Source organism: Patescibacteria group bacterium (assembly GCA_028711655.1).
Classification (GTDB): domain Bacteria; phylum Patescibacteriota; class Patescibacteriia; order Patescibacteriales; family JAQTRU01; genus JAQTRU01.
On sequence record JAQTRU010000006.1, the window covers coordinates 1 to 20,335 of the forward strand.

Here is a 20,335-nt window from a genome sequence, read left to right on the forward strand (position 1 = left end):
CATTTACTTTATGAAGGACTTCTTCGTCGCTGATCCGGCTGTCCATAAGGGCAAGCCATTAGTGGGTATAGCCATCGGGACTGAAAAGTCCGACTTGGAACGGGCAAAGCAAGCCTTGGAAATGGGGGTGGGAATAATTGTTATTGACAGCAGCCATGGCAATTGTCCCCCGGTGATTAACCAAGCCAAGGCGGTGGTAGAGATGTCCGGAGACCTAGCCGCTGTGATTGCCGGCAATGTGGCTGATATTGACGGTTATTATCGTTTGGCTCAAGTCGGAGTTCACGGAGTGAAATGCGGCATCGGTCCCGGTTCAATCTGCACCACCTCGCAGGTAACCGGCGCCGGTATGCCTATGTTTACTTTAATCCGGGAACTTGATTTTATCCGCCGGAAGCTGAAGAGCAAAGGAGAACATGCTCCGGTCATAATTCCCGACGGCAGCGTTGAGGGTCCGGGAGACATGGTGATTGCTTTGGCTGCTGGCGGCGACGCTTGCATGTCCGGCAAGTGGCTGGTGGCAGCCGGCGAGTCATTGTCTTGCCGGGAAAACGGCGTAGACAACGAAGGCTTCGTGAAATATTGGGGCATGGCTTCAGCCAGGGCGATAAAAGCCCGAATGGCCAGAAGTCGGTATCAAGGCAAAACCGCGCCGGAAGGAGTGGAGGGCAGAGTTAAACACCGCGGACCCTTAAAAACCTGGATAGGAGGAGATATAGAATTGATCCAGGGAGGGTTTGCTCATGCTGGCGCGGCTGATTTGGCCTCCCTGCACGAATTCGGCAATCGGCCGATAGCTTTTGTCAGGTTTTCTTCAGCCGGGCAGGAACAAATTCGGACTCGGCTTGATTGAAGAGGTAAATAATTAAACAAGGGATTGCGCTAAGGTGTAGTCCCTTTTTTTCTTGTTAAATTAGTACCTCGGTTTGTGGGGGCTTCGACCCCGCGCTAAAGGGCTCGAACCCCTTTACGGACTTGCGAGGCAAGCCCCGCTCTTAGCACTCCCTTGACCCGCCTTCGTCCCGAGGCTTCGGGACTACGGCGAGGCAGGCACGAGCGCTTTTGTTATATAATTAGCACTCCCTTGACACGAGTGCTAATAGTGTTATAATGAAAATATGGATGAGAGAAAATTAATAATCTTAAATACAATTATAAAAGAACATATTAAAACTGGCGCTCCGGTGGGGTCAGGCGTTTTGGTTGATAAATACCGCCTGGATATTTCTCCGGCCACGGTCCGAAATGAAATGGCAGAGCTGGAAGAAGACGATTTTATAATCCAGCCCCATACTTCGGCCGGCCGCGTCCCCACGGAAAAAGCTTATAATTTATATTTGAGCAGTTTAAAAGAAAAGCAATTGGCGGAAAAAGAAGCGGAAGTTTTAAGGAAGGTCTTAAAAGGAAATGACGAAGCCAGTTTTAAGCAGGCGGCTAAAGAGATGGCCAAAATTTCGGGCAATGCGATTTTTTGGGCTTTCCATAAAAACAATCTTTATTATACCGGCATTTCCAATTTATTTTCCCAGCCGGAATTTTCCAACCCGAATTTGATTTATGACATCTCCGCTATTATTGACCGGATGGACGAAATTATTGACGATATTTTTAACGAAGTGAAAGAGACGGAAATTTTACTCGGTTCGGCCAACCCTTTTGGCGATTCCTGCTCCACGATTTTTTCTAAATACAGGCGGAGCGGCAAAATCGGCCTGTTCGGAATTTTAGGCCCGATGCGGATGGATTATGAAAAGAATCTGGCCGTGGTTAAGTATGTCGCGCAACGCATAACGCATAACGCATAACGCATAACGTGAAACGCGTATCGCCAGTCGCATATCGCGTATCACATATCGCAAACTTTGTATGAGTGAAGAAAAAAAATATCCAAAAATTATAGCTGGCGCTTTTATTTTCAATGATAAGGACGAACTGCTCTTAACCAAAGGGACCAAATGGCATGATAAATACGTATGTCTTGGCGGAAAAATAGAAGTTGGCGAAAAAATTGAAGAAACTTTGAGGAGAGAAGCCAAAGAAGAAGCAAACTTAGAGATAGAAAATATTGAATTTATAAATTTTTTAAATGGTTATGACGTAAACGACAGTTATGCCAGTCAAGATAATCACCTTTTTTTCCTTGATTATAAAGCCAAAGCAAAAAATTCAGATGAGATTAAATTAAACGGGGAATCATCCGGTTTCAAATGGTCGCCGGTTAAAGAATGGCTGAAGATGGATAAGAAAAGATTTGCCCCTTATGTTTATGAAGTTTTGGAAAAATTAGAAAAAAAGGACGAAAATTTTGAGCATAAATATTTGTTGGCCTTGGCTGATTACCAGAATTTATTAAAGCGGACGGCGCAGGAAAAGTTGGAATTCGTAAAATACGCCAATGAGGATTTAATTCAATCCATAATTCCCGTCTACGATAATTTAAAAATTTCTTTGGCGCACGTTGACGAAACTGTGAAAAAAAACGGCTGGCTGGAAGGTATAAAGCATGTCATACGGCAGTTTAAAGATGTTTTAGAAAGTATGGGCGTGGAAGAAATAAAAACCGTGGGAGAAAAATTTGACCATAATACGATGGAAGCGATTGAGGGCAAGGGCGAGAAAGTTATAAAAGAAGTAAGGCCGGGATATAAGTTGAGTGGAAAGGTGATAGTGGCGGCGAAGGTGATAGTTGGATGAAATTCTAAACACTAAATCCTAAACTCTAAACAAATCCTAAATTCAAATTACCAAATTTTTTAAACCATTGTTTTGAGTTTTGGATTTTGGTAATTGTAATTTGTTTAGGATTTAGAATTTAGAGCTTAGGATTTAACGCCTAAGATTTAGGGTTTAAGATTTAATTAATAATTTAATTTGTCATTAGGATGACAGCAAAAAATATGGCTTTAATCAAATGGACCCCATTCTTTCCCGAAGCTTCGGGATTTGAGGACATGGACAAGATGTTCTCGGAACTTACCCCGGCTCTTTGGGGCGGGCGGAACGGCTTTACCCCGGCGGTTGATATTTATGAGGATAAAAATAATGTTATCGTGGAAACCCAGCTGGCGGGCGTAGATTTGGAAAACGTTAAGATTTCTATTGAAAACGATGTGCTTTGCATCAAAGGCGAAGGCGAGAAAAAGTCCGAGGTGGAAGACAAGAATTATTACCGCAAAGAAATCAGGCGCGGCAGTTTCTACCGAAGCGTGGCTTTGCCGGCTCATGTGGCGGGCGAAAAGGCGAGCGCCGAAGCGATTGACGGCGTTTTAAAGATTTCTATTCCGAAAGCGGTTGGCGGTAAGCCGAAGACGATTAAGATTAAAACGCGTAACGCATAACGTGGAACACATAACGCATAACGTGTAACGCACAACACGTAACTTGAAACGCGCAACATACTCTTTTCTGTCATTCCCGCGAAAGCGGGAATCCAGGGTTAAGTGATAGAAATATGGATATAGAGAAATCTTAACAGGCGGAGTGCTTGCAATTAGGCGAAGCTCCACCATAAATAATATGGAAGAAGAAAAATATAAAATTTTGAATTCTTATTATGCTAGATTAGTAGGAATTAGAGCTGGTTTTCCTAATAGTTCAATAAGACAAGAAATAGTAACGGATTATAACAATTTAGTAGATAATATTTCAAAAACTCTGGAGATTGAAATGAATGATTTTAAAATACCTGGATCCTCATTTTATCCTCCGCAGAGTTATCAAAATTTTGGTTCATACGATAGAGGTGTAAGTAAATTTAAAATAGAACAGCTGCTTTCATATTTGGAAATAAGTTTTGGATTAGGCGAAAAAGTTCAGGAAATAGGAAGTTTAATTAATGCAATTAAAGATCAAGATTTAAGGGATAGGTGTTTTGATTTGTTAAGTGCATCATCAAATTTTGATAGAGTTATTAATCAAGCCACCTTAATTCTGGAAGATAGAATCAGAGTAAAATCCCAGGTAAAAGATAAATTAGAAGGCGTGAAGCTAGTAAATACAGTTTTGAACCCTAATTTATCAAAAACAATACTAAAAGTTAGTAGCGATGAGGATGGACATAGAGGCATTTGTGATATTTGTAGGGGGGTAATGTCGTCATTCAGAAATTCCACACACCACCATTTATCTGATAAATTTTCTAGAGAAGATGCACTTAAATTTTGTGGTTTTATTGATATTTTATTAAATATTATTGATAATTCGACAATTAACAAATGACCCCTGGATTCCCGCTTTCGCGGGAATGACAGAGGAGACAAATTAAAATAATTAATTCGTCATTTCTTTTTTTTGTCATTCCGGCCTCCGAGCCGGAATCTAGGGTTCAGCGAAACCATTTCTGGATTCCCGCTTTCGCGGGAATGACGGAGAGATGGCAATAAGAATAAAATTTATGGGAAAAATATTAGGTATTGATTTAGGCACGACCAACAGTGCCATGGCGATTATTGAAGGCGGAAAGCCGAAAATTTTAGAAAATGCGGAAGGGGCCAGAACCACGCCGTCTACTGTGGCGATTTCCAAAAACGGCGAACGCCTAGTCGGGCAAACCGCCAAACGACAGGCCGTTACCAATCCGGAAAACACGGTTTATGCGGTGAAGCGCTTAATCGGCCGGCATTTTAACGATGAAGAAGTGCAAAGGGATGTGAAAAATGCTTCTTACAAAATCGTTCAGGCCGGGGAAGGCGTAAAGGTGAAAATGGCGGATAAAGAATATACGCCGCAGGAAGTTTCAGCCATGATTTTATCTAAATTAAAAGCCGATGCCGAAGCGAAATTGGGAGAAAAAATTACCGAGGCGATTATTACCGTGCCGGCTTATTTTAACGACTCGCAAAGGCAGGCCACCAAAGATGCCGGGAAAATCGCAGGCTTTGACGTAAAACGCATTATTAACGAACCGACCGCGGCCGCTCTGGCTTATGGCTTTGAGAAAAAAAAGGGTGAGCAAATCGCGGTTTACGATTTGGGCGGGGGCACTTTTGATATTTCCATTTTAGACGTTTCCGAAGATACGGTGGAAGTAAAATCCACCAACGGCGATACGCACTTGGGCGGAGAAGATTTTGACCAAAGGATTATTGAATGGATAATCAGCGAATTTAAAAAAGATCAGGGAATTGACTTGGGCAAAGACCCCCTGGCTTTGCAGAGAATCAAGGAGGCGGCGGAAAAAGCCAAGATTGAATTGTCCACGACAAATGAAACCGAAATCAACCAGCCATTTATAACGACCGGTTCGGACGGACCGAAACATTTGGTCATGAAAATGAGTCGGGCAAAGCTGGAAGACTTGGTTGGAGATTTAGTGGAAAAAACTTTAGAGCCCTGTAAAGCGGCTTTGGCAGATGCTAAATTAGAAGTAAAGGATTTAGAAGAAGTAATTTTAGTCGGCGGCATGACCCGCATGCCCATGGTTCAGAAAAAAGTTAAGGAGTTTTTCAACAAAGAGCCGCATTTGGGCGTTAATCCTGATGAAGTGGTGGCGGCAGGGGCTGCGGTTCAGGCCGGAGTCTTGCAGGGCGACGTTAAAGATGTTTTACTTTTGGATGTAACCCCCCTTACTTTAGGCATTGAGACTTTGGGCGGAGTGGCCACGCCTTTGATTGAAAAAAACACCACGATTCCGACTTCAAAGTCCCAGATTTTTTCCACGGCGGCTGACGGACAGACCAGCGTGGAAATCCATGTCCTGCAAGGCGAACGGCCGATGGCGCAGGACAATAAAACTTTGGGCCGGTTTATTTTAGATGGCCTTCCGTCCGCGCCCCGGGGCGTGCCGCAGGTTGAAGTTTCCTTTGATATTGACGCCAATGGAATTTTGAACGTTAAAGCCACGGACAAGGCCACGGGCAAAAACCAACACATCACCATTACCGCTTCGTCAGGGCTTTCCAAGGAAGAAGTGGAGAAAATGAAAAAAGAAGCGGAACTCCATGCCGAAGAAGATAAAAAGAAAAAAGAGCAGATTGACATAAAAAATCAGGCGGACGCGGTTGTATTTTCTACGGAAAAAATGCTTAAAGAATCCGGCGACCCCAGCCATGAAGGCGGGGCAGGTAAAATAAAACCGGAAGATAAAAAAGAGCTGGAAGAAAAATTAGAAGCTTTGAAAAAAGTTAAAGATTCTGATAATTATGAAGAGATGAAGAAAAAGATGGAAGAAATGAATCAGGTGGCGCAAAAAATCGGCGCGGCCATGTATCAACAGCAAGCGCAAGCCGGACAAGGCGAGCAAAAAGGCGAGAAGGCTGGAGAAAGTAAAGAAGAAAAGAAGGGTGATGAACCGGTGGAAGGAGAGGTAGTGGATAAATAAAAATTAGGATTCTTGGGATTCTTAAGATTCTTAGGATAATTAGGAAGTGTATTTACTGGTTGCCTCTTGAAATTTAAAAAGGGGCAACTTGTTAAGCGCACTTTTAATAAAAGAGGAGGATAAAGATGTTTTCTGATAACTCTATTGGCCGAAGTTGTTTTGCGTTTCTTTTACTCGTCGCAATTATAGGGTATTTTTATCTGCTCGCTTCTCTTTTTTGGTTATTGCCGGTTAAGTTTTTTGGATCAGGGCCGGTAATACTGTTTTATGAGATTCTTGGCGGCATTGTTGTTGCCCTTGTTCTTTTTGACCTTTTTGTTTTATGTCCAATGAGAGAAAAAGACGCCAGAGAATACGGAGGATAACGGAAGCCAAAATTAAGAAACCGGGGGAGATAAAAATCTCCCTCTTTAAACAATTTAGTATTTTATATAATTTATTTATAATTTAAAAATAATATGGAAAACCAGAGACCGAATAATCCGCCGGCCGGGACGCAGGAAATAAAAGTGGCGGACAATATCCCCGGCGCCGAATACGCCAACGCCATGCAGATTATCCACAATAAAGACGAATTTCAGCTGGTGTTTTTTAATATTATGGGCGCTTCCGGACGGGTAACGGGAAAAATTATAACCAGCCCGGGCCATTTCAAAAGAATGATTGCGGCTATGGCGGATAACTTGAAGAAATATGAGGAAAAATTCGGAGAAGTGGAAAAAGCCGCCGGACCGGAAAAAGAAATTGGGTTTAAAGGATAAATAATCCCCCCAGCCCCCTTTATCCGCCGCAGGAGCCACCGTAATAGCGGGACAGGCGGGACAGGCAAGGGGGCATGAAGAGATAAAATTGATAATTTGTAATTGACAATTGATATAACGTTCATTTCCAAGCGAGAGGAGGGAAGTATGGCCGGAGGAATTTTCGGAGTTTCTTCCAAAAAGGAAGAAAATGTGATTAATGATTTATTTTGGCTGATGTTTTACGGCCAGCATCTTGGTCAGCGGTATTGCGGCATCAGTTATCCCAAGAGGGATAGGGATTTTTCCACTACGACGCACAAGGGCCTTGTCCGGCCGAGATTCGGAGACGAAATTTCCGTTTTGTCCGCAAGTTTTGCCATTGGCCACACAGCCCTGAAAGAACGCCAGCCCCTGGAAGCCAATTGCTCCTGGGGAAGATTTTCCCTAACCTTTTCCGGCAACATAGCTAACGAAGAAGAATTAAGGCATGAATTTTTGAGTTTCGGCCATAGCTTCATTACCAACCGCAGCGTTGAAATTCTGACCAAACTCCTTGCCCAGGGGAATAACCCGTTAGACGGCATTCGGAGAGTTTTTGAAAAGGTGGAAGGCGCTTTTGCCTTGTTGATGTTGGCGGAAAACGGAATTTACGCCGCCCGATCCAAAGAGGGGCAAATACCTTTGATCTTGGGGGAAAAAGAAAACGGTTTCGCCCTGTCTTCCACTTCCACCGGTTTCGGCAATCTGGGATATTCCATTTTACGGAATTTGAAGCCGGGAGAAATAGTTTTGGCGGAGAAAGGAGAAATAAAGACTCTGTTTCAGCATGAAACAGGAAGAATTCAACTGCCCACTTTCCGCTGGATTTATGGCGATAATCCGGTTTCCTCCATAGAGGGGATTAATACGGCAGTAACCCGGGAAAAAATTGGAGCTTTATTAGCCAAAGAATCCAAAACCAAAGCTGATTTTGTGATGGGAGTCCCGAAATCGGGAATTTTCCACGCTATTGGCTATGCCAATGAATCCGGCCTGCCCTACAACGAGGGGCTGGTGAAGTATGAATATGCCGACAGAAGTTATACCCAGCCAACGACGAAAGAGAGGGACGTTGAAGCCAGCATAAAAATTATTGTTATTCCTGAGTTAGTAAGGGGAAAAACAATAATCGTGGTTGACGATTCCATCGTTAGGGCTACGCAAATGAAAATGAATCTCGTCGCCAAGCTGAAAAAAGCCGGAGCAAAAAAGATTCATCTGGCGATAGCCTTTCCGCCGATTACGAAGATTTGCCCCTTTGATTATTCCACCCGCCAGCCAGAAGAGTTGGCGATGCATAAGTATGGCTCGGAAGATGGAATCAGGGATTTTCTAGGGGTTGATTCCCTGCGTTTTGCCACTCGGGAAATGGTAGCCGAGGCAATCGGCAGGCCGGCAGAGGAACTTTGTTTCCATTGCTGTTCCTAAAAGGAGATAAAAATATTCGGGGCCTTAACTTCGGTTAAGGCTCCCTTTCTACAAATTGTAAGTTTATATATAAAATCTCCCCCTTGCTAAGGGGGAGGTAGGAGGGGGTGGCGAGGTGAGCGATATAAAAGAGTTATTTTTGATAACAACCCCACCTCACCCTAACCCTCTCCTTAACAAGGAGAGGGGATTGGCGAGCAATATGAAAAATATCGTTTATAATCACAAAGAGTATAAAACATTAAGAAGGAATTTAAGAAAACAAGAAGTCGGTGCGGAAAAAATTTTATGGTCAAGATTAAGGAATAGACAGCAAAAATTCAGGTTTAGGCGGCAGTATGGCATAGGCAAATATATAGTTGATTTTTATTGCCCAAAATTAAAACTCGCTCTAGAAATAGATGGAGCTACCCACTCCGAGGATGAAGAAATTAAAAATGATTTAACAAGAGAGAAATTTTTAAATAGGTTTGGGGTAAAAATTAGGAGATATACAAACAATGATGTGTATAAGAGTTTAGAAAGTGTTTTGGCTGATATTTACGAATTTTGTTCGGAGAGAGAAAGAAAATTAAGGATAACCTCACCTCACCCCAACCCTCTCCTTAGTAAGGAGGAGGAGGGTAAAAATATATGAGTAAAGATTATTATAACATATTAGGCGTTTCTAGAACCGCCAGCCAGGAAGAAATAAAAAAAGCTTTCCGGCAAAAAGCGCATCAGCATCATCCGGACAAGGCGGGCGGAGATGAAGCTAAGTTTAAGGAAATAAACGAAGCTTACCAGGTTCTGGGAAATTCGCAAAAGCGGTCGCAATACGATCAGTTTGGGTCGGCTTTTGAGCAGGCCCGGGGCCAGGGCGGTTTTTCCGGATTTGAAGGCTTTCGAGATTTTTCCGGTTTTACTAATGGCTTTAATGTTAATTTTGAAGACTTGGGCGATGTTTTCGGCGGACTCGGAGATATTTTCGGCTTTTCCGCCAGAGGCGGACAAGGGCGGCGGGGAGGAACAAGAGCCAGAAGAGGCAATGATATCGGAGTGGTTTTAACTATTGATTTTTTTGAAGCGGTTTTTGGCGCAGAAAAAGAAATCAGTCTGCAAAAAACCGTTAAATGCGATCGATGTCAAGGCAGCGGGGCCGAGCCGGGCGCAAAAATTGAAACCTGCAAAACCTGCCGAGGTTCCGGGCGGGTGAGCGGGGTCCAGAGAACGATTTTCGGCCAAATGCAGGTAGAGACCGCTTGTTCCGACTGCAATGGCGAAGGCAAAACTTTTAGTGAGAAATGTAAAAAGTGCGCAGGCAACGGGATAACCCGCGAATTAACGAATTTAAAAATAAAAATTCCGGCCGGGATTGACGAAGGCGAATCAATCCGTTTAACTGGCCAGGGTGAAGCCGGAGGCAAAGGCGCTTCGGCCGGAGATCTATATTTAAAAATTAGGATTAAACCGGATGAGCGCTTTGAGCGCGACGGCTATGATATTAAAGCAACGGCGGAAATAAAATTTTCTCAAGCCGTAGCCGGAGATAAAATTGAAGTGGAAACGGTTGACGGTCCGGTAAAATTAAAAATTTCCGAAGGCACGCAATCCGGCACGGTTTTCAGGCTGCGCGATCGGGGCGTAACTAAGCTTAATGGGCGCGGCAGGGGAGATCACTTGGTTAAGGTTATTATTAAAACTCCGACTAATCTTTCGCGGAAGCAGAAAAAAGCGCTGGAGGAGTTGGGGGTTTAAAAATGGGATTCTTAGGATTTTTAAGACTCTTGAGATTATTAAGATAATACGATTTAGGGACTTAGTCGCCATTATGGCGACTAAGTCCCCTTGTGTCTTTGCCTATTTTGTTTAATATTAGGTATTTTTTGTATTTTTTAGTTGACCCCGTTAGAAATTTTATTTCTAAATCGGGTTGACAAGATTTTTTAGATATGATATAATATAATTATATAGTATTTTTAGATAATAATGGTCTTTTAAATTAATCTTTTGCCGCATGGGGGTGCGCCATGGCAGAGGCTGCGACCATACGTATTCACTACGGACATTGTCCTCTTTGCATTCAACCGGTGAAATTGCTCTGGACATTAACCAATGATGAATCTTTGAAAGACCCAGACAAAGACGGCTACTGGAAGATTATTGGCCATTTCGGTTGCCGTATGAATGGCAAAAAGGGAAGGCCGAAGAAGGGCGCCAAAGAAGATTTTATGGCAGGTATTTTGACCAGAAGAGCGGCTGCCATCGTTAAAAAGAGATGGCCTCCGAAATCATCTCCTGTAAGCCCAAAAAAGGTTACGCAACTCAGTTTGTTCTCGTGACCTTACCGCTTTCAATCCGCCTTAATCGAGAAATCGAAAGGGCGGATTTTTTTTGATTTTTTTCTTATAATGCTATAATATAAATATAAAACCAAAATAAAAAAATAACAAAATAATAAAATAAAGAGGAGAGGGAACTAATTAAAGGCGGTATAGCTAGTTTGTTATATTATTTTATTATTTAGTTAGAAAAAATATGAAAACATCAACCACAAAAAAGCTATTAATAAGCCTTCTTTTGCTTTTAGTCTTAGGCATCGGGGTAAACCTTAATTTTAGCCTGCCCAGTTTTAATCTGGCTGGAGCGGACAATTTGCGCCTGGACGATCAGGAAGCGACGATTTTGGCCATAAAAAAAGTTATGCCGGCCGTGGTGAGCATTATTATTTACGCCCAAGAAGAATATATTGATTATGATATTCCGACCAAAACGTCAAAAATAAAAAAGGAAAGGGCGGAAGTAGGCTCGGGAACCGGCTTTTTAATTTCCGCCGACGGTTTGATTTTAACCAACAAGCATGTGGTTAATGTCGGCGGAGACGAGGGCGAATACAGAATAATTTTGTCGGACGGCAAAAAATATTACGCCCAGTTGATCGGCAAGGATCCGTTAAAAGATTTGGCGGTTTTAAAAATTTTTGATAAAGATTTGCCCTATGTTGAATTGGGCGACAGCGACGGCCTGCAAGTCGGGAGCACGGTTATCGCCATTGGCAATGCCCTGGGTCTCTATCAAAACAGCGTTACCAAGGGGATTGTAAGCGGATTGGGCAGAAGCATCGTGGCCAGCGACCAGACCGGCCATGCCGAAGCTTTGGATAATGTCATCCAGACCGACGCCGAAATTAACGTCGGCAATTCCGGCGGCCCCCTAGTTGACCTGGCCGGGAAAGTCATCGGCATTAATGTGGCGATTGACCAAAGCGGCTCCTCAATCGGCTTTGCCATTCCGGTAAATGACGCCAGGCCGGTAATAAAGAGCGTCCGGGAAATCGGCCGGATTGTCCGGCCCCGGCTGGGCGTGCTTTATACAATGATAACTCCGGAATTGAAAGAAGAGATGAAATTGGCAAGAGACGCCGGCGCTCTGTTGGTTAGGGGAGAAAAGGGCGAATCGGCGATTTTGCCGGATTCGCCGGCAGCCAAAGCTGGATTGGCGGCCGGGGATATCATTTTTGAAGTGAATGCCATAAAGGTTGAGGGAAACAATACTTTGCTCTCAATCCTGCAAAAATATAAGCCCGGAGACAGAATCGGCCTGAAAGTCCAGAGAGGCGATGATATTTTTGTAAAGATTGTGGTTTTGGACGAATTTAAGTAATTTCGCGCAACGCATAACGCATAACGCATAACGTGTAACGTGTAAAATCAGTTGATTAAAGTTTTATTTTATTTTAAACTAAAATCATGACTTCCAAGGAGCTTCGCGACAAATATTTGGAGTTTTTTAAGGCCCGGGGACACGCCATTATCCCGAGCGCTTCTTTAATTCCGGAAAATGACCCGACGGCTTTATTTACAACGGCCGGCATGCATCCGCTCGTGCCTTATTTAATGGGAGAAAAGCATCCGGAAGGCCGGCGTTTGGCGGATGTCCAGAAATGCGTGCGCACGGATGACATTGAGGATGTGGGCGACGCCACTCACCATACTTTTTTTGAAATGCTTGGCAATTGGTCTTTGGGCGATTATTTTAAAAAAGAAGCTATAAATTTAAGCTGGGAATTTTTGACTTCGCCAAAATGGTTGGGGCTGGACAAAAATAAAATAGCCGTTTCGGTTTTTGCCGGAGATGAAGACGCGGACTTTGACGAAGAATCATTTTCCATTTGGAAAAGTCTGGGGATTCCGGAAGCAAGGATTGCCAGATTGCCGAAAAAAAACAATTGGTGGGGGCCGGCCGGCCAGACCGGGCCTTGCGGACCCTGCACGGAAATGTTTTATTGGACCGGTGATCCGGCTAAGGTTCCGGACGGCTTTAACGATGATAATGTTTTGTGGGTGGAAATCTGGAATGACGTATTTATGGAATTTAACAAGAAAGCGGACGGTTCGTTTGAGCCATTAAAGCAGAAAAATGTGGATACCGGCATGGGTTTGGAGCGAACCTTGGCTGTAATTAATAATTTAGACGATAATTATAAGACGGAGTTATTTTTTAACTCTATTAATAAAATAAAAAGATTGTCGGGCAAAGAATATAAAGAAGAAGAGGCTGTCAGAGCAATCCGGATAATTGCCGACCATTTGCGGGCCGCGACTTTTATAATCGGTGATGATAAAGGGGTTTGTCCTTCCAATACCGACCAGGGCTATATTGTTCGGCGTTTGCTTAGGAGGGCCATCAGATACGGCAAGCAACTGGGCATAAAGGAAAAATCCTGGACAGCCGAAATTGCCAGAATCGTTATTCATGATTACGCGGGAGCCTATCCGGAATTGCGCCGGAACGTTGATTTCATTACTGAACAATTCAAAATTGAAGAAGAGAAGTTTGGGAAGACGCTGGAAAGGGGATTAAGGATTTTAAATAATTGGTTTGGGATGCAAAAGACTGATCCTGGTGAAAATTTTAAAATAGCAGAGAAAGATTCAGGTAAAAAAATATTTGATTTATTTCAAACGTATGGTTTTCCCCTTGAGATGAGTTTAGAAGAAATTGAAAGGAGATCAAAAATGCATCCGACTGGTGAATATAAATTTAATAAAGATAAAATAATAAATGAATTTAAGAAAGAATTAGAAAAGCATCAGGAACTTTCCCGCACCGCTAGCGCCGGGAAATTTAAGGGCGGACTGGCTGACGCTTCGGAAAAAACCAAAAAATTACATACGGCGGCCCATCTTCTTTTGGCGGCTTTGCGAAAAGTTCTGGGCGAGCATGTTATTCAGAAAGGAAGCAATATAACGGCCGAGCGTCTGCGTTTTGATTTTTCCCACAAAGAAAAAATGACGCCGGAGCAGATTAAAGAAACGGAAAAATTAGTTAATGAAGCCATAGAGGCGGATTTGCCGGTTTGTTGCGAGGAGATGCCTTTGCCCGAAGCAAAGAAGAGGGGCGCTATGGGAGTTTTTGAATCCAAGTATGGGGAGAAAGTGAAAGTTTATAAAGTAGGCAGTGATGACGAGCAATTTTCTTATGAAATTTGCGGCGGACCGCATGTTAACCGCACGGGAGAGTTGGGGCGGTTTAGAATAATGAAAGAAGAAAGTTCAAGCGCGGGGGTAAGAAGGATAAAAGCGGTACTGGAATAATTTCCAATTATCAATTATCAATTTTCAATAAATTTTCAATGATTTAATTTTCAAGCAGAGGTTTAATTTAGAAATTGAAAATTGATCATTGATTGAAAATTGGAAATTGTAAAATTGAAAATTTTAAAAGGAAGAATTTAGGCAAAAGGGGAGGAAAGTTAATTGTGCCCAGTTATCATAAATACCTCTTGACAACAAATAAGTTTGCCTATATAATTAGTTTACGATATTAATAATGAAAAATATAAGCAAATAAGCTAAAATATTTACCAAGAATTTTGGTAAAGTTTTTTAATCCTTTGCCAAAATTTTTTTGTGTTAATGGCTGAAAATAATTTTCAAAATCAAGGCGAGGCTAAAGGGGGGAAAACGCTAAATGCCAAGGATTTTATAGAAATGCAGGGCGAGGTGCTTGAGTTAATGCCGGACACGACTTTCAAGATTCTTTTGGAGAACGGGCATGAGATATTCGCTTACTTGTCTGGGAAAATGAGAATGCACAAAATTCGCCTGCTTCCCGGAGACAAAGTGCGGGTGCAAATCAGCCCGTATGATTTAACCAAGGGCAGGGTGGTCTATAGATTATAAGAATTCAAATAGAATTGACTTTTTACGAACTTAAACCCCTCGATAATCTTTTTATGCGAATCCTGCTTACGGACTTTTACCTTCCTGCTATAATGCGAATGTATGTTCTGCCTTCGGCAGCCCCGCTACGAATAGGGCACATGCGAATTATGCCGCGAATGTTAATTACGCAATGATTTATATCTGTAATTCGTAGCATTTGCATTATGGCAACGTCCTTGAAGATAAGCAACATAGAATTCGTCACCGCCACTATTAATTTATATTGAAGCGGGACCCCGCCAGCGGGCGGTGGCATTAATGGTTCACTCCGTTTAGAAAAAGCGGAGCTTTCTAACGGGGTTTATCTAAACTAAGTAACCAATCTAATCGTTTTGAACAATATGAAAGTCAGAGCAAGCGCAAAAAAAATCTGCAAAGACTGCAAAGTGGTCCGCCGCAAGGGTAGAGTGCGGGTGATATGCAAAAATCCCAAGCATAAACAACGTCAAGGTTAATCTAAGGTGAAGTATAACTAATAACCTATAACTCATAACACAATTTAAGCGCATCAGACACGAGTTATAAGTTATAGGTTATTAGTTATAAAATTTTAGGATATAAACATTATGGCCGTAAGAATAGCCGGAGTAACAATTCCAAATGAAAAAAGGGTGGAGATTTCTTTAACCTATATTTTTGGCATTGGCCTTTCCGCTTCCCAAAAAATATTAAAAACGGCCAATATAGATCCGAGCAGGAGAGTGAAAGATTTAACCGAAGAAGAAATAAATAAATTAAGAACTTTGATAGAAAAACAACATCGGGTAGAAGGCGATCTGAAAAGGGAAATAGCCGGCAATATCAAGCGCTTGAAAGAAATCGGCAGCTACCGGGGAATGAGGCATGTTAGGGGTTTGCCGGTGAGGGGACAGAGAACCAAAACCAATAACCGAACCGTGCGCGGCAATGTCAAGAAAACCGCCGGGTCGGGGAGAAAGCCGGCGGCGCAAAAAACGTAATTACAAATTACAAATCCATTACAAATTTTACAAATAATTAGAATAAAAAGCTATTTGCATTTTAAAGAAAATTGATAAACTGAAATATGTCGGAAGAAAAAAAACAAGAAGATAAAAAAGAAGAGAAAAAAGCGGTTGAAAAGACGGCTGATATTAAGGCTGAAGAAAAAGAAGAGAAGAAGACTGCCAAACCGCCTAAGGAAGAAAAAAATCCTTTAGCCTTAGGCGATTCAGAAGAATTGCCGGAAGATATAAAGAAAAAATTGGCGGAAAAAAAAGAGGAAAGAGCCAAGAAAAAATTCAAGAGAAAGAAAAAAACCGCCAAAACCGTAAAATCCGGACGGGCTTACATTAAGGCCACTTACAATAATACGATTGTAACCCTCACGGATTTGACGGGGAATGTTTTGGCTTGGGCCAGCGCCGGCATGGCCGGTTTTAAGGGGGCAAAAAAATCAACTCCTTATGCCGCCCAAATTATAACTAAAATTGCCGTAACGGCGGCCAGGGAAGAATTTGGTTTGGAAGAAGTAAATGTTTTTGTTAAGGGCGTGGGCACGGGCAGGGAATCGGCCGTCAGAGCCCTAAACGCCAACGGTTTAAATATTACCGCGATTAAAGATATAACCCCGGTTCCTCATAACGGATGCCGGCCCAAAAAGCCAAGAAGAGTGTAATTACAAATTACAAATTTTACAAATAATTGTTTAGAAGGCGGAAGAGATTATGTGGATTAGTAAATTTGTAAAAAATTTCGTAATTTGCAGAGATAGCGTTAAATTTATAAAGAGCTTTAAATCTAAAATAAACTAACTTATATAATTATTTGTATATTTGTCCCGCCACTTATATAAAATTATTTGCCCACGGCCCCGCTTTTAGCGGAGCCTCGCCTTTGGCGGGGCGTGGCAAGGCGGTGATATAAAAATTTGTAATTTGTAACTATGGGAAGAAATTTAGACGCCAAATGCAAACAGTGCCGAAGATTAGGGGAGAAATTGTTTTTAAAAGGTGAACGTTGCAATTCGCCTAAGTGCGCTATGGTCAAGAGAAATTATCCGCCCGGCTTCCACGGACAAAAGGGGAAAAGGCGGCAGAGCGATTATGGAATGCAGTTGGCGGAAAAACAAAAAGCCAAAAAGCAGTATAATCTATTGGAAAAGCAATTTAAGCTTACTTTTTTGAAGGCTAAAAGAAAATCGGGCGATGCCGGCGAAAATTTGCTGAAATCGTTAGAGTTAAGGCTGGACAACGCGGTTTACCGGTTGGGATTTGCCAGTTCCAGGATTCAGGCCAGACAATTGGTTGGCCATGGCCATCTGCAGGTTAACGGCCGGAAAGTGGATATACCTTCTTATGAAGTTAAAGAGGGAGATATTATAAAAATAAAGGAAAGAAGCAAAAAATATAAATTTTTCAAGGAATTGCCGGAAAAGCTAAGCCGCCAAAAAGAAAGTATCCCGAGCTGGCTTAATCTGAATATCGCCGAAATGGCCGGTAAGGTTTTGCACGAGCCCAAAGCCGGCGACATAAAAGCAAATGTGAATGCCCAGATAATTGTTGAATATTATTCAAAGTAAACTTATCACAAAAACACTAAAACACAAAAGCACAAAGCATACTGTTGGATACGTCGTATTTACTATTTGTAAATTTGTAATAAATTTGTAATTTGTAACTATAAAAAATATGCAAAATATTGCTTTGCCTAAAAAAATAGATTTCAAAGACGGCGAAAAGCCCAATCAGGGGACCGTGGCGATAGAGCCGTGTTATCCCGGTTATGGCATGACCATAGGCAGCTGCCTAAGGCGGATTTTGCTTTCCTCCTTGCCGGGAGCGGCGGTTATCGGAGTGAAGATTAAGGGAGCGGACCATGAGTTTATGGCCCTGCCTCATATCAAGGAGGATGTTTTGCAGATTGTTTTGAATTTGAAAAAATTAAGGCTAAAAGTATTTTCCGAGGAAGAGGTCAAATTAGAATTGAGCGCCCACGGGAAGAAAGAAGTGAAAGCGGGCGATATTGCCAAGAATTCACAGGTAGAAATAAAAAATCCCGATTTAGTTTTGGCCCACATCACCGATATGGCCGGCAGCCTTAATATGGAAATTTATGCAAGCCAGGGACGCGGCTATCGGCCGGTGGAAAACATAGAAAGCGAAAATAAAGAAATCGGCTACATAGAAATGGATTCAATTTTTTCTCCGGTTTTGTCCGTAAGCATTAAAGTGGAAAATACCCGTGTCGGCAAGATGACTAATTGGGATAAATTGTTGTTGGATATTACCACCGACGGCACAATTACTTCGCGGGAAGCGTTTGAGCAGTCCGTAGCCATATTGATACAGCAATTCAATTCACTCCTGAACAAAGAAGAGGCCGCGGCTGAAAAAGAAAAGCAGGTTGAAAAAAAAGACGAAATTAAGGCTGAAGCGGAAGAAGGAGGGGAAGAAAAGGCAAAAAAAAGAGGAAGACCGAAGAAGATTTAGTTACAAATTACGAATTTATTACAAATATTACAAATTCGGGTAAATTCGTGATGATAAATTGGCTATATTTATTAAATTTCAAGGATTTTTTAGAAAATAATATTTTATTATATTACTAATTTGCCCTTAGCGATTTGTAATATTTGTAAAGATTTGTAATTCGTAATATGCGGCATAGAAAAAAAGGAAAAATTTTAGACAGAAAAAAGGGACCGAGAGAAGCGATGCTAAAGAATTTGGCTTCCAGTATTTTAATATACGAAAAAGTAAAAACCACGCTGGCCAAAGCCAAGGCCGTGAAACCCCAGGTGGAAAAGCTTATCACGGCAGCTAAAGCCGGCGATTTGGCCGCCAGAAGAAAATTGATCAAGGGCTTGCCGCAGCCAATGGCGGTAAAGAAATCCATGGAGGTTTTGGGCGCCAGATATAAAGACAGAAAGGGCGGCTACACGCGGATTGTTAAAACAGGCAGAAGGCAGGGAGACGGGGCGGAGATGGCGCAGATAGAGTTAGTTTAGTATAGTTACAAATTACAAATCCATTGCAAATTTTACAAATAATTATAATTATGCAGGGAGGGGAACAACCGGATAAAGTTATTTATAAAGAATTAAGCTATGAAATAATACGGATTTTGTTTAATGTTTATAATAACTTCGGCTATGGCTATCAGGAAAAGTATTATCAAAAAGCTATAGAAGTAGAATTTCAAAGAATAGGAATAAAATATAAACCGCAATGTCCGTACCAGATTCGTTATAAAGGTAAGATTTTAGGAAGATATTTCATTGATTTTATTATAGATGACAAGATTGTATTAGAAATTAAAAGAGGAAATCACTTTTGCAAAAAAGATTTTGATCAGGTTATTGGTTATTTAAAAGCTTCGAGATTAAAATTAGGCATATTAGCTATTTTTTCTCCTAATGGGCTTAAATTTAAAAGAGTTTTAAATCTAAAATAAACTAATTCATATAAATTTGTATATTTGTATAAAAATTTGTAATTTGTAATATATGGAAAGGAAATTGCATAAAATTGACGCGAGCGGAAAAGCGGTCGGGCGGCTGGCCAGCCAGATTGCGGTTTTGCTTCGGGGCAAAAACAAACCGGAGTTTGAACCGCGGCTTGACGGCGGAGATATCGTGGAGGTGGCCAATATAGATAAATTAAAATTTACGGGGAAAAAATTGGAACAAAAAAAATACTACAGGTATTCAGGCTACCCCGGCGGATTAAAAACGGAAAAGATGGGAGAGCTCAAACGGTCCCGGCCGGACGGAGCGGCGGAAATTTTAAGGCGAGCCGTGAGGGATATGCTGCCGCCGGTCAGATTCCGCAAGGCGATGCTTAAGAGGTTGATTGTTAAATAATAAAATAACAAAATAATATAAAAATAAAATAATATAAAAATTATAAAATTTAATAACTCTTTTATCTGAACAGCTAACCCACGCATTCCTTACTGTTTTTATTATTTTATTATTTTATTTTTATATTATTTAATATATGGCAGAGAAAAAAACAATTAAAGAAGAAAAGAACGAAGAAATAAAGTTTAAAGGCAAATTCATAAAAGCGATCGGCCGGAGAAAAACTTCGCGGGCGCAGGTAAGATTATATAAAGATGGACGCGGCCTTATTGTTGTTAATGGTTTAAAGATTAATCAGTATTTTAGCGAAGGAGAAGCCACGGTTGCCGTTCAACCGCTCAAATTGACCGGCCGGTTAAAAGATTTGAATTTTTCCATCTTGGCCGCAGGCGGCGGCAAGCACTCCCAGGCCGAAGCTGTAAGGCATGGTTTGGCAAGAGTTTTAGTGGCTTTTGACAAAGAATTAAGGCCCGGCCTTAAAGCTAAAGGCTGGCTCACTAGAGATGCCCGCAAAACAGAAAGAAAAAAACCTGGTCTCAAAAAAGCCAGACGCGCGCCGCAGTGGAGCAAGCGGTAAACTTAAAAATAAAATAATAAAATAAGAAAAAACAGTAGTCTGAAACGGCCACTGTTTTTGTTTTAAACTTTCGCTTTGGCAGAATCTCCCGTTAGGGGATTCTGCCAGGACGGAAGTATCCGGCATAAAGACAATATAGAAATTTAAACAGCAGTCCTTGAAAAGAGACTGCTGTTAGGCGAAAAGTGGAGCAAGCGGTAG

Annotated in this window: 24 protein-coding genes; all 24 read left to right on the top strand. The window is 41.8% G+C overall.

Annotated elements, in window-relative coordinates; all coding sequences use genetic code 11:
* The coding region (locus tag PHQ42_01305; GenBank protein ID MDD5071351.1) for an IMP dehydrogenase at positions 1 to 853 on the top strand (853 nt) is incomplete at its 5' end.
* A 265-nt stretch (positions 854 to 1,118) separates the two neighbouring features.
* Entirely contained in the window at positions 1,119 to 1,805 is a 687-nt protein-coding gene (locus PHQ42_01310) for a hypothetical protein (protein MDD5071352.1), read from the top strand.
* Positions 1,806 to 1,866: 61 nt separating this feature from the next.
* On the top strand, positions 1,867 to 2,694 hold the full coding sequence (grpE, locus tag PHQ42_01315) for a nucleotide exchange factor GrpE (protein MDD5071353.1): 828 nt from the start codon (positions 1,867 to 1,869) through the stop codon (positions 2,692 to 2,694).
* Between the two features lie 203 nt (positions 2,695 to 2,897).
* Positions 2,898 to 3,338 (top strand): Hsp20/alpha crystallin family protein, encoded by a 441-nt coding sequence (locus tag PHQ42_01320; GenBank protein ID MDD5071354.1) that lies wholly within the window; start codon positions 2,898 to 2,900, stop codon positions 3,336 to 3,338.
* Positions 3,339 to 3,516: 178 nt separating this feature from the next.
* The gene (locus PHQ42_01325; protein MDD5071355.1) at positions 3,517 to 4,218 is read left to right on the top strand and encodes a TIGR02391 family protein; all 702 of its coding nucleotides are present in this window, start codon (positions 3,517 to 3,519) and stop codon (positions 4,216 to 4,218) included.
* Between the two features lie 175 nt (positions 4,219 to 4,393).
* Positions 4,394 to 6,319: a molecular chaperone DnaK gene (gene dnaK, locus PHQ42_01330; GenBank protein MDD5071356.1), complete on the top strand. Its 1,926-nt coding sequence runs from the start codon at positions 4,394 to 4,396 to the stop codon at positions 6,317 to 6,319.
* Positions 6,320 to 6,444: 125 nt separating this feature from the next.
* Positions 6,445 to 6,684: a hypothetical protein gene (locus tag PHQ42_01335; protein MDD5071357.1), complete on the top strand. Its 240-nt coding sequence runs from the start codon at positions 6,445 to 6,447 to the stop codon at positions 6,682 to 6,684.
* A 93-nt stretch (positions 6,685 to 6,777) separates the two neighbouring features.
* A complete protein-coding gene (locus PHQ42_01340) occupies positions 6,778 to 7,080 on the top strand; it encodes a DUF3467 domain-containing protein (GenBank protein ID MDD5071358.1) in 303 nt (100 codons plus the stop codon).
* 147 nt (positions 7,081 to 7,227) lie between these two features.
* Entirely contained in the window at positions 7,228 to 8,529 is a 1,302-nt protein-coding gene (locus tag PHQ42_01345) for a hypothetical protein (protein MDD5071359.1), read from the top strand.
* Positions 8,530 to 8,731: 202 nt separating this feature from the next.
* Positions 8,732 to 9,166: an endonuclease domain-containing protein gene (locus PHQ42_01350; protein MDD5071360.1), complete on the top strand. Its 435-nt coding sequence runs from the start codon at positions 8,732 to 8,734 to the stop codon at positions 9,164 to 9,166.
* A complete protein-coding gene (dnaJ, locus tag PHQ42_01355) occupies positions 9,163 to 10,266 on the top strand; it encodes a molecular chaperone DnaJ (GenBank protein ID MDD5071361.1) in 1,104 nt (367 codons plus the stop codon). The genes PHQ42_01350 and dnaJ overlap by 4 nt, the downstream gene beginning before the upstream one ends.
* Positions 10,267 to 10,598: 332 nt before the next feature.
* Entirely contained in the window at positions 10,599 to 10,850 is a 252-nt protein-coding gene (locus tag PHQ42_01360) for a hypothetical protein (GenBank protein MDD5071362.1), read from the top strand.
* Positions 10,851 to 11,046: 196 nt separating this feature from the next.
* Positions 11,047 to 12,171: a trypsin-like peptidase domain-containing protein gene (locus PHQ42_01365; GenBank protein MDD5071363.1), complete on the top strand. Its 1,125-nt coding sequence runs from the start codon at positions 11,047 to 11,049 to the stop codon at positions 12,169 to 12,171.
* Between the two features lie 86 nt (positions 12,172 to 12,257).
* Positions 12,258 to 14,105, top strand: coding sequence for an alanine--tRNA ligase (locus PHQ42_01370; GenBank protein MDD5071364.1), 1,848 nt, complete (start codon positions 12,258 to 12,260; stop codon positions 14,103 to 14,105).
* 321 nt (positions 14,106 to 14,426) lie between these two features.
* Positions 14,427 to 14,693, top strand: coding sequence for a translation initiation factor IF-1 (gene infA / locus PHQ42_01375; GenBank protein ID MDD5071365.1), 267 nt, complete (start codon positions 14,427 to 14,429; stop codon positions 14,691 to 14,693).
* A gap of 383 nt (positions 14,694 to 15,076) precedes the next feature.
* Positions 15,077 to 15,190 (top strand): 50S ribosomal protein L36, encoded by a 114-nt coding sequence (gene rpmJ / locus PHQ42_01380; GenBank protein ID MDD5071366.1) that lies wholly within the window; start codon positions 15,077 to 15,079, stop codon positions 15,188 to 15,190.
* Between the two features lie 111 nt (positions 15,191 to 15,301).
* The gene (gene rpsM, locus PHQ42_01385) at positions 15,302 to 15,694 is read left to right on the top strand and encodes a 30S ribosomal protein S13 (GenBank protein MDD5071367.1); all 393 of its coding nucleotides are present in this window, start codon (positions 15,302 to 15,304) and stop codon (positions 15,692 to 15,694) included.
* A 263-nt stretch (positions 15,695 to 15,957) separates the two neighbouring features.
* The gene (rpsK, locus tag PHQ42_01390) at positions 15,958 to 16,371 is read left to right on the top strand and encodes a 30S ribosomal protein S11 (protein ID MDD5071368.1); all 414 of its coding nucleotides are present in this window, start codon (positions 15,958 to 15,960) and stop codon (positions 16,369 to 16,371) included.
* Positions 16,372 to 16,638: 267 nt separating this feature from the next.
* Positions 16,639 to 17,274, top strand: coding sequence for a 30S ribosomal protein S4 (rpsD, locus tag PHQ42_01395; GenBank protein ID MDD5071369.1), 636 nt, complete (start codon positions 16,639 to 16,641; stop codon positions 17,272 to 17,274).
* A gap of 109 nt (positions 17,275 to 17,383) precedes the next feature.
* Positions 17,384 to 18,184 (top strand): DNA-directed RNA polymerase subunit alpha, encoded by an 801-nt coding sequence (gene rpoA / locus PHQ42_01400; protein ID MDD5071370.1) that lies wholly within the window; start codon positions 17,384 to 17,386, stop codon positions 18,182 to 18,184.
* Positions 18,185 to 18,351: 167 nt separating this feature from the next.
* Positions 18,352 to 18,702 (top strand): 50S ribosomal protein L17, encoded by a 351-nt coding sequence (gene rplQ, locus PHQ42_01405; protein ID MDD5071371.1) that lies wholly within the window; start codon positions 18,352 to 18,354, stop codon positions 18,700 to 18,702.
* 50 nt (positions 18,703 to 18,752) lie between these two features.
* Entirely contained in the window at positions 18,753 to 19,148 is a 396-nt protein-coding gene (locus PHQ42_01410) for a GxxExxY protein (GenBank protein ID MDD5071372.1), read from the top strand.
* A gap of 52 nt (positions 19,149 to 19,200) precedes the next feature.
* The gene (gene rplM, locus PHQ42_01415) at positions 19,201 to 19,557 is read left to right on the top strand and encodes a 50S ribosomal protein L13 (protein ID MDD5071373.1); all 357 of its coding nucleotides are present in this window, start codon (positions 19,201 to 19,203) and stop codon (positions 19,555 to 19,557) included.
* Between the two features lie 136 nt (positions 19,558 to 19,693).
* Positions 19,694 to 20,134: a 30S ribosomal protein S9 gene (gene rpsI / locus PHQ42_01420; protein MDD5071374.1), complete on the top strand. Its 441-nt coding sequence runs from the start codon at positions 19,694 to 19,696 to the stop codon at positions 20,132 to 20,134.
* Positions 20,135 to 20,335 lie beyond the last annotated feature (201 nt).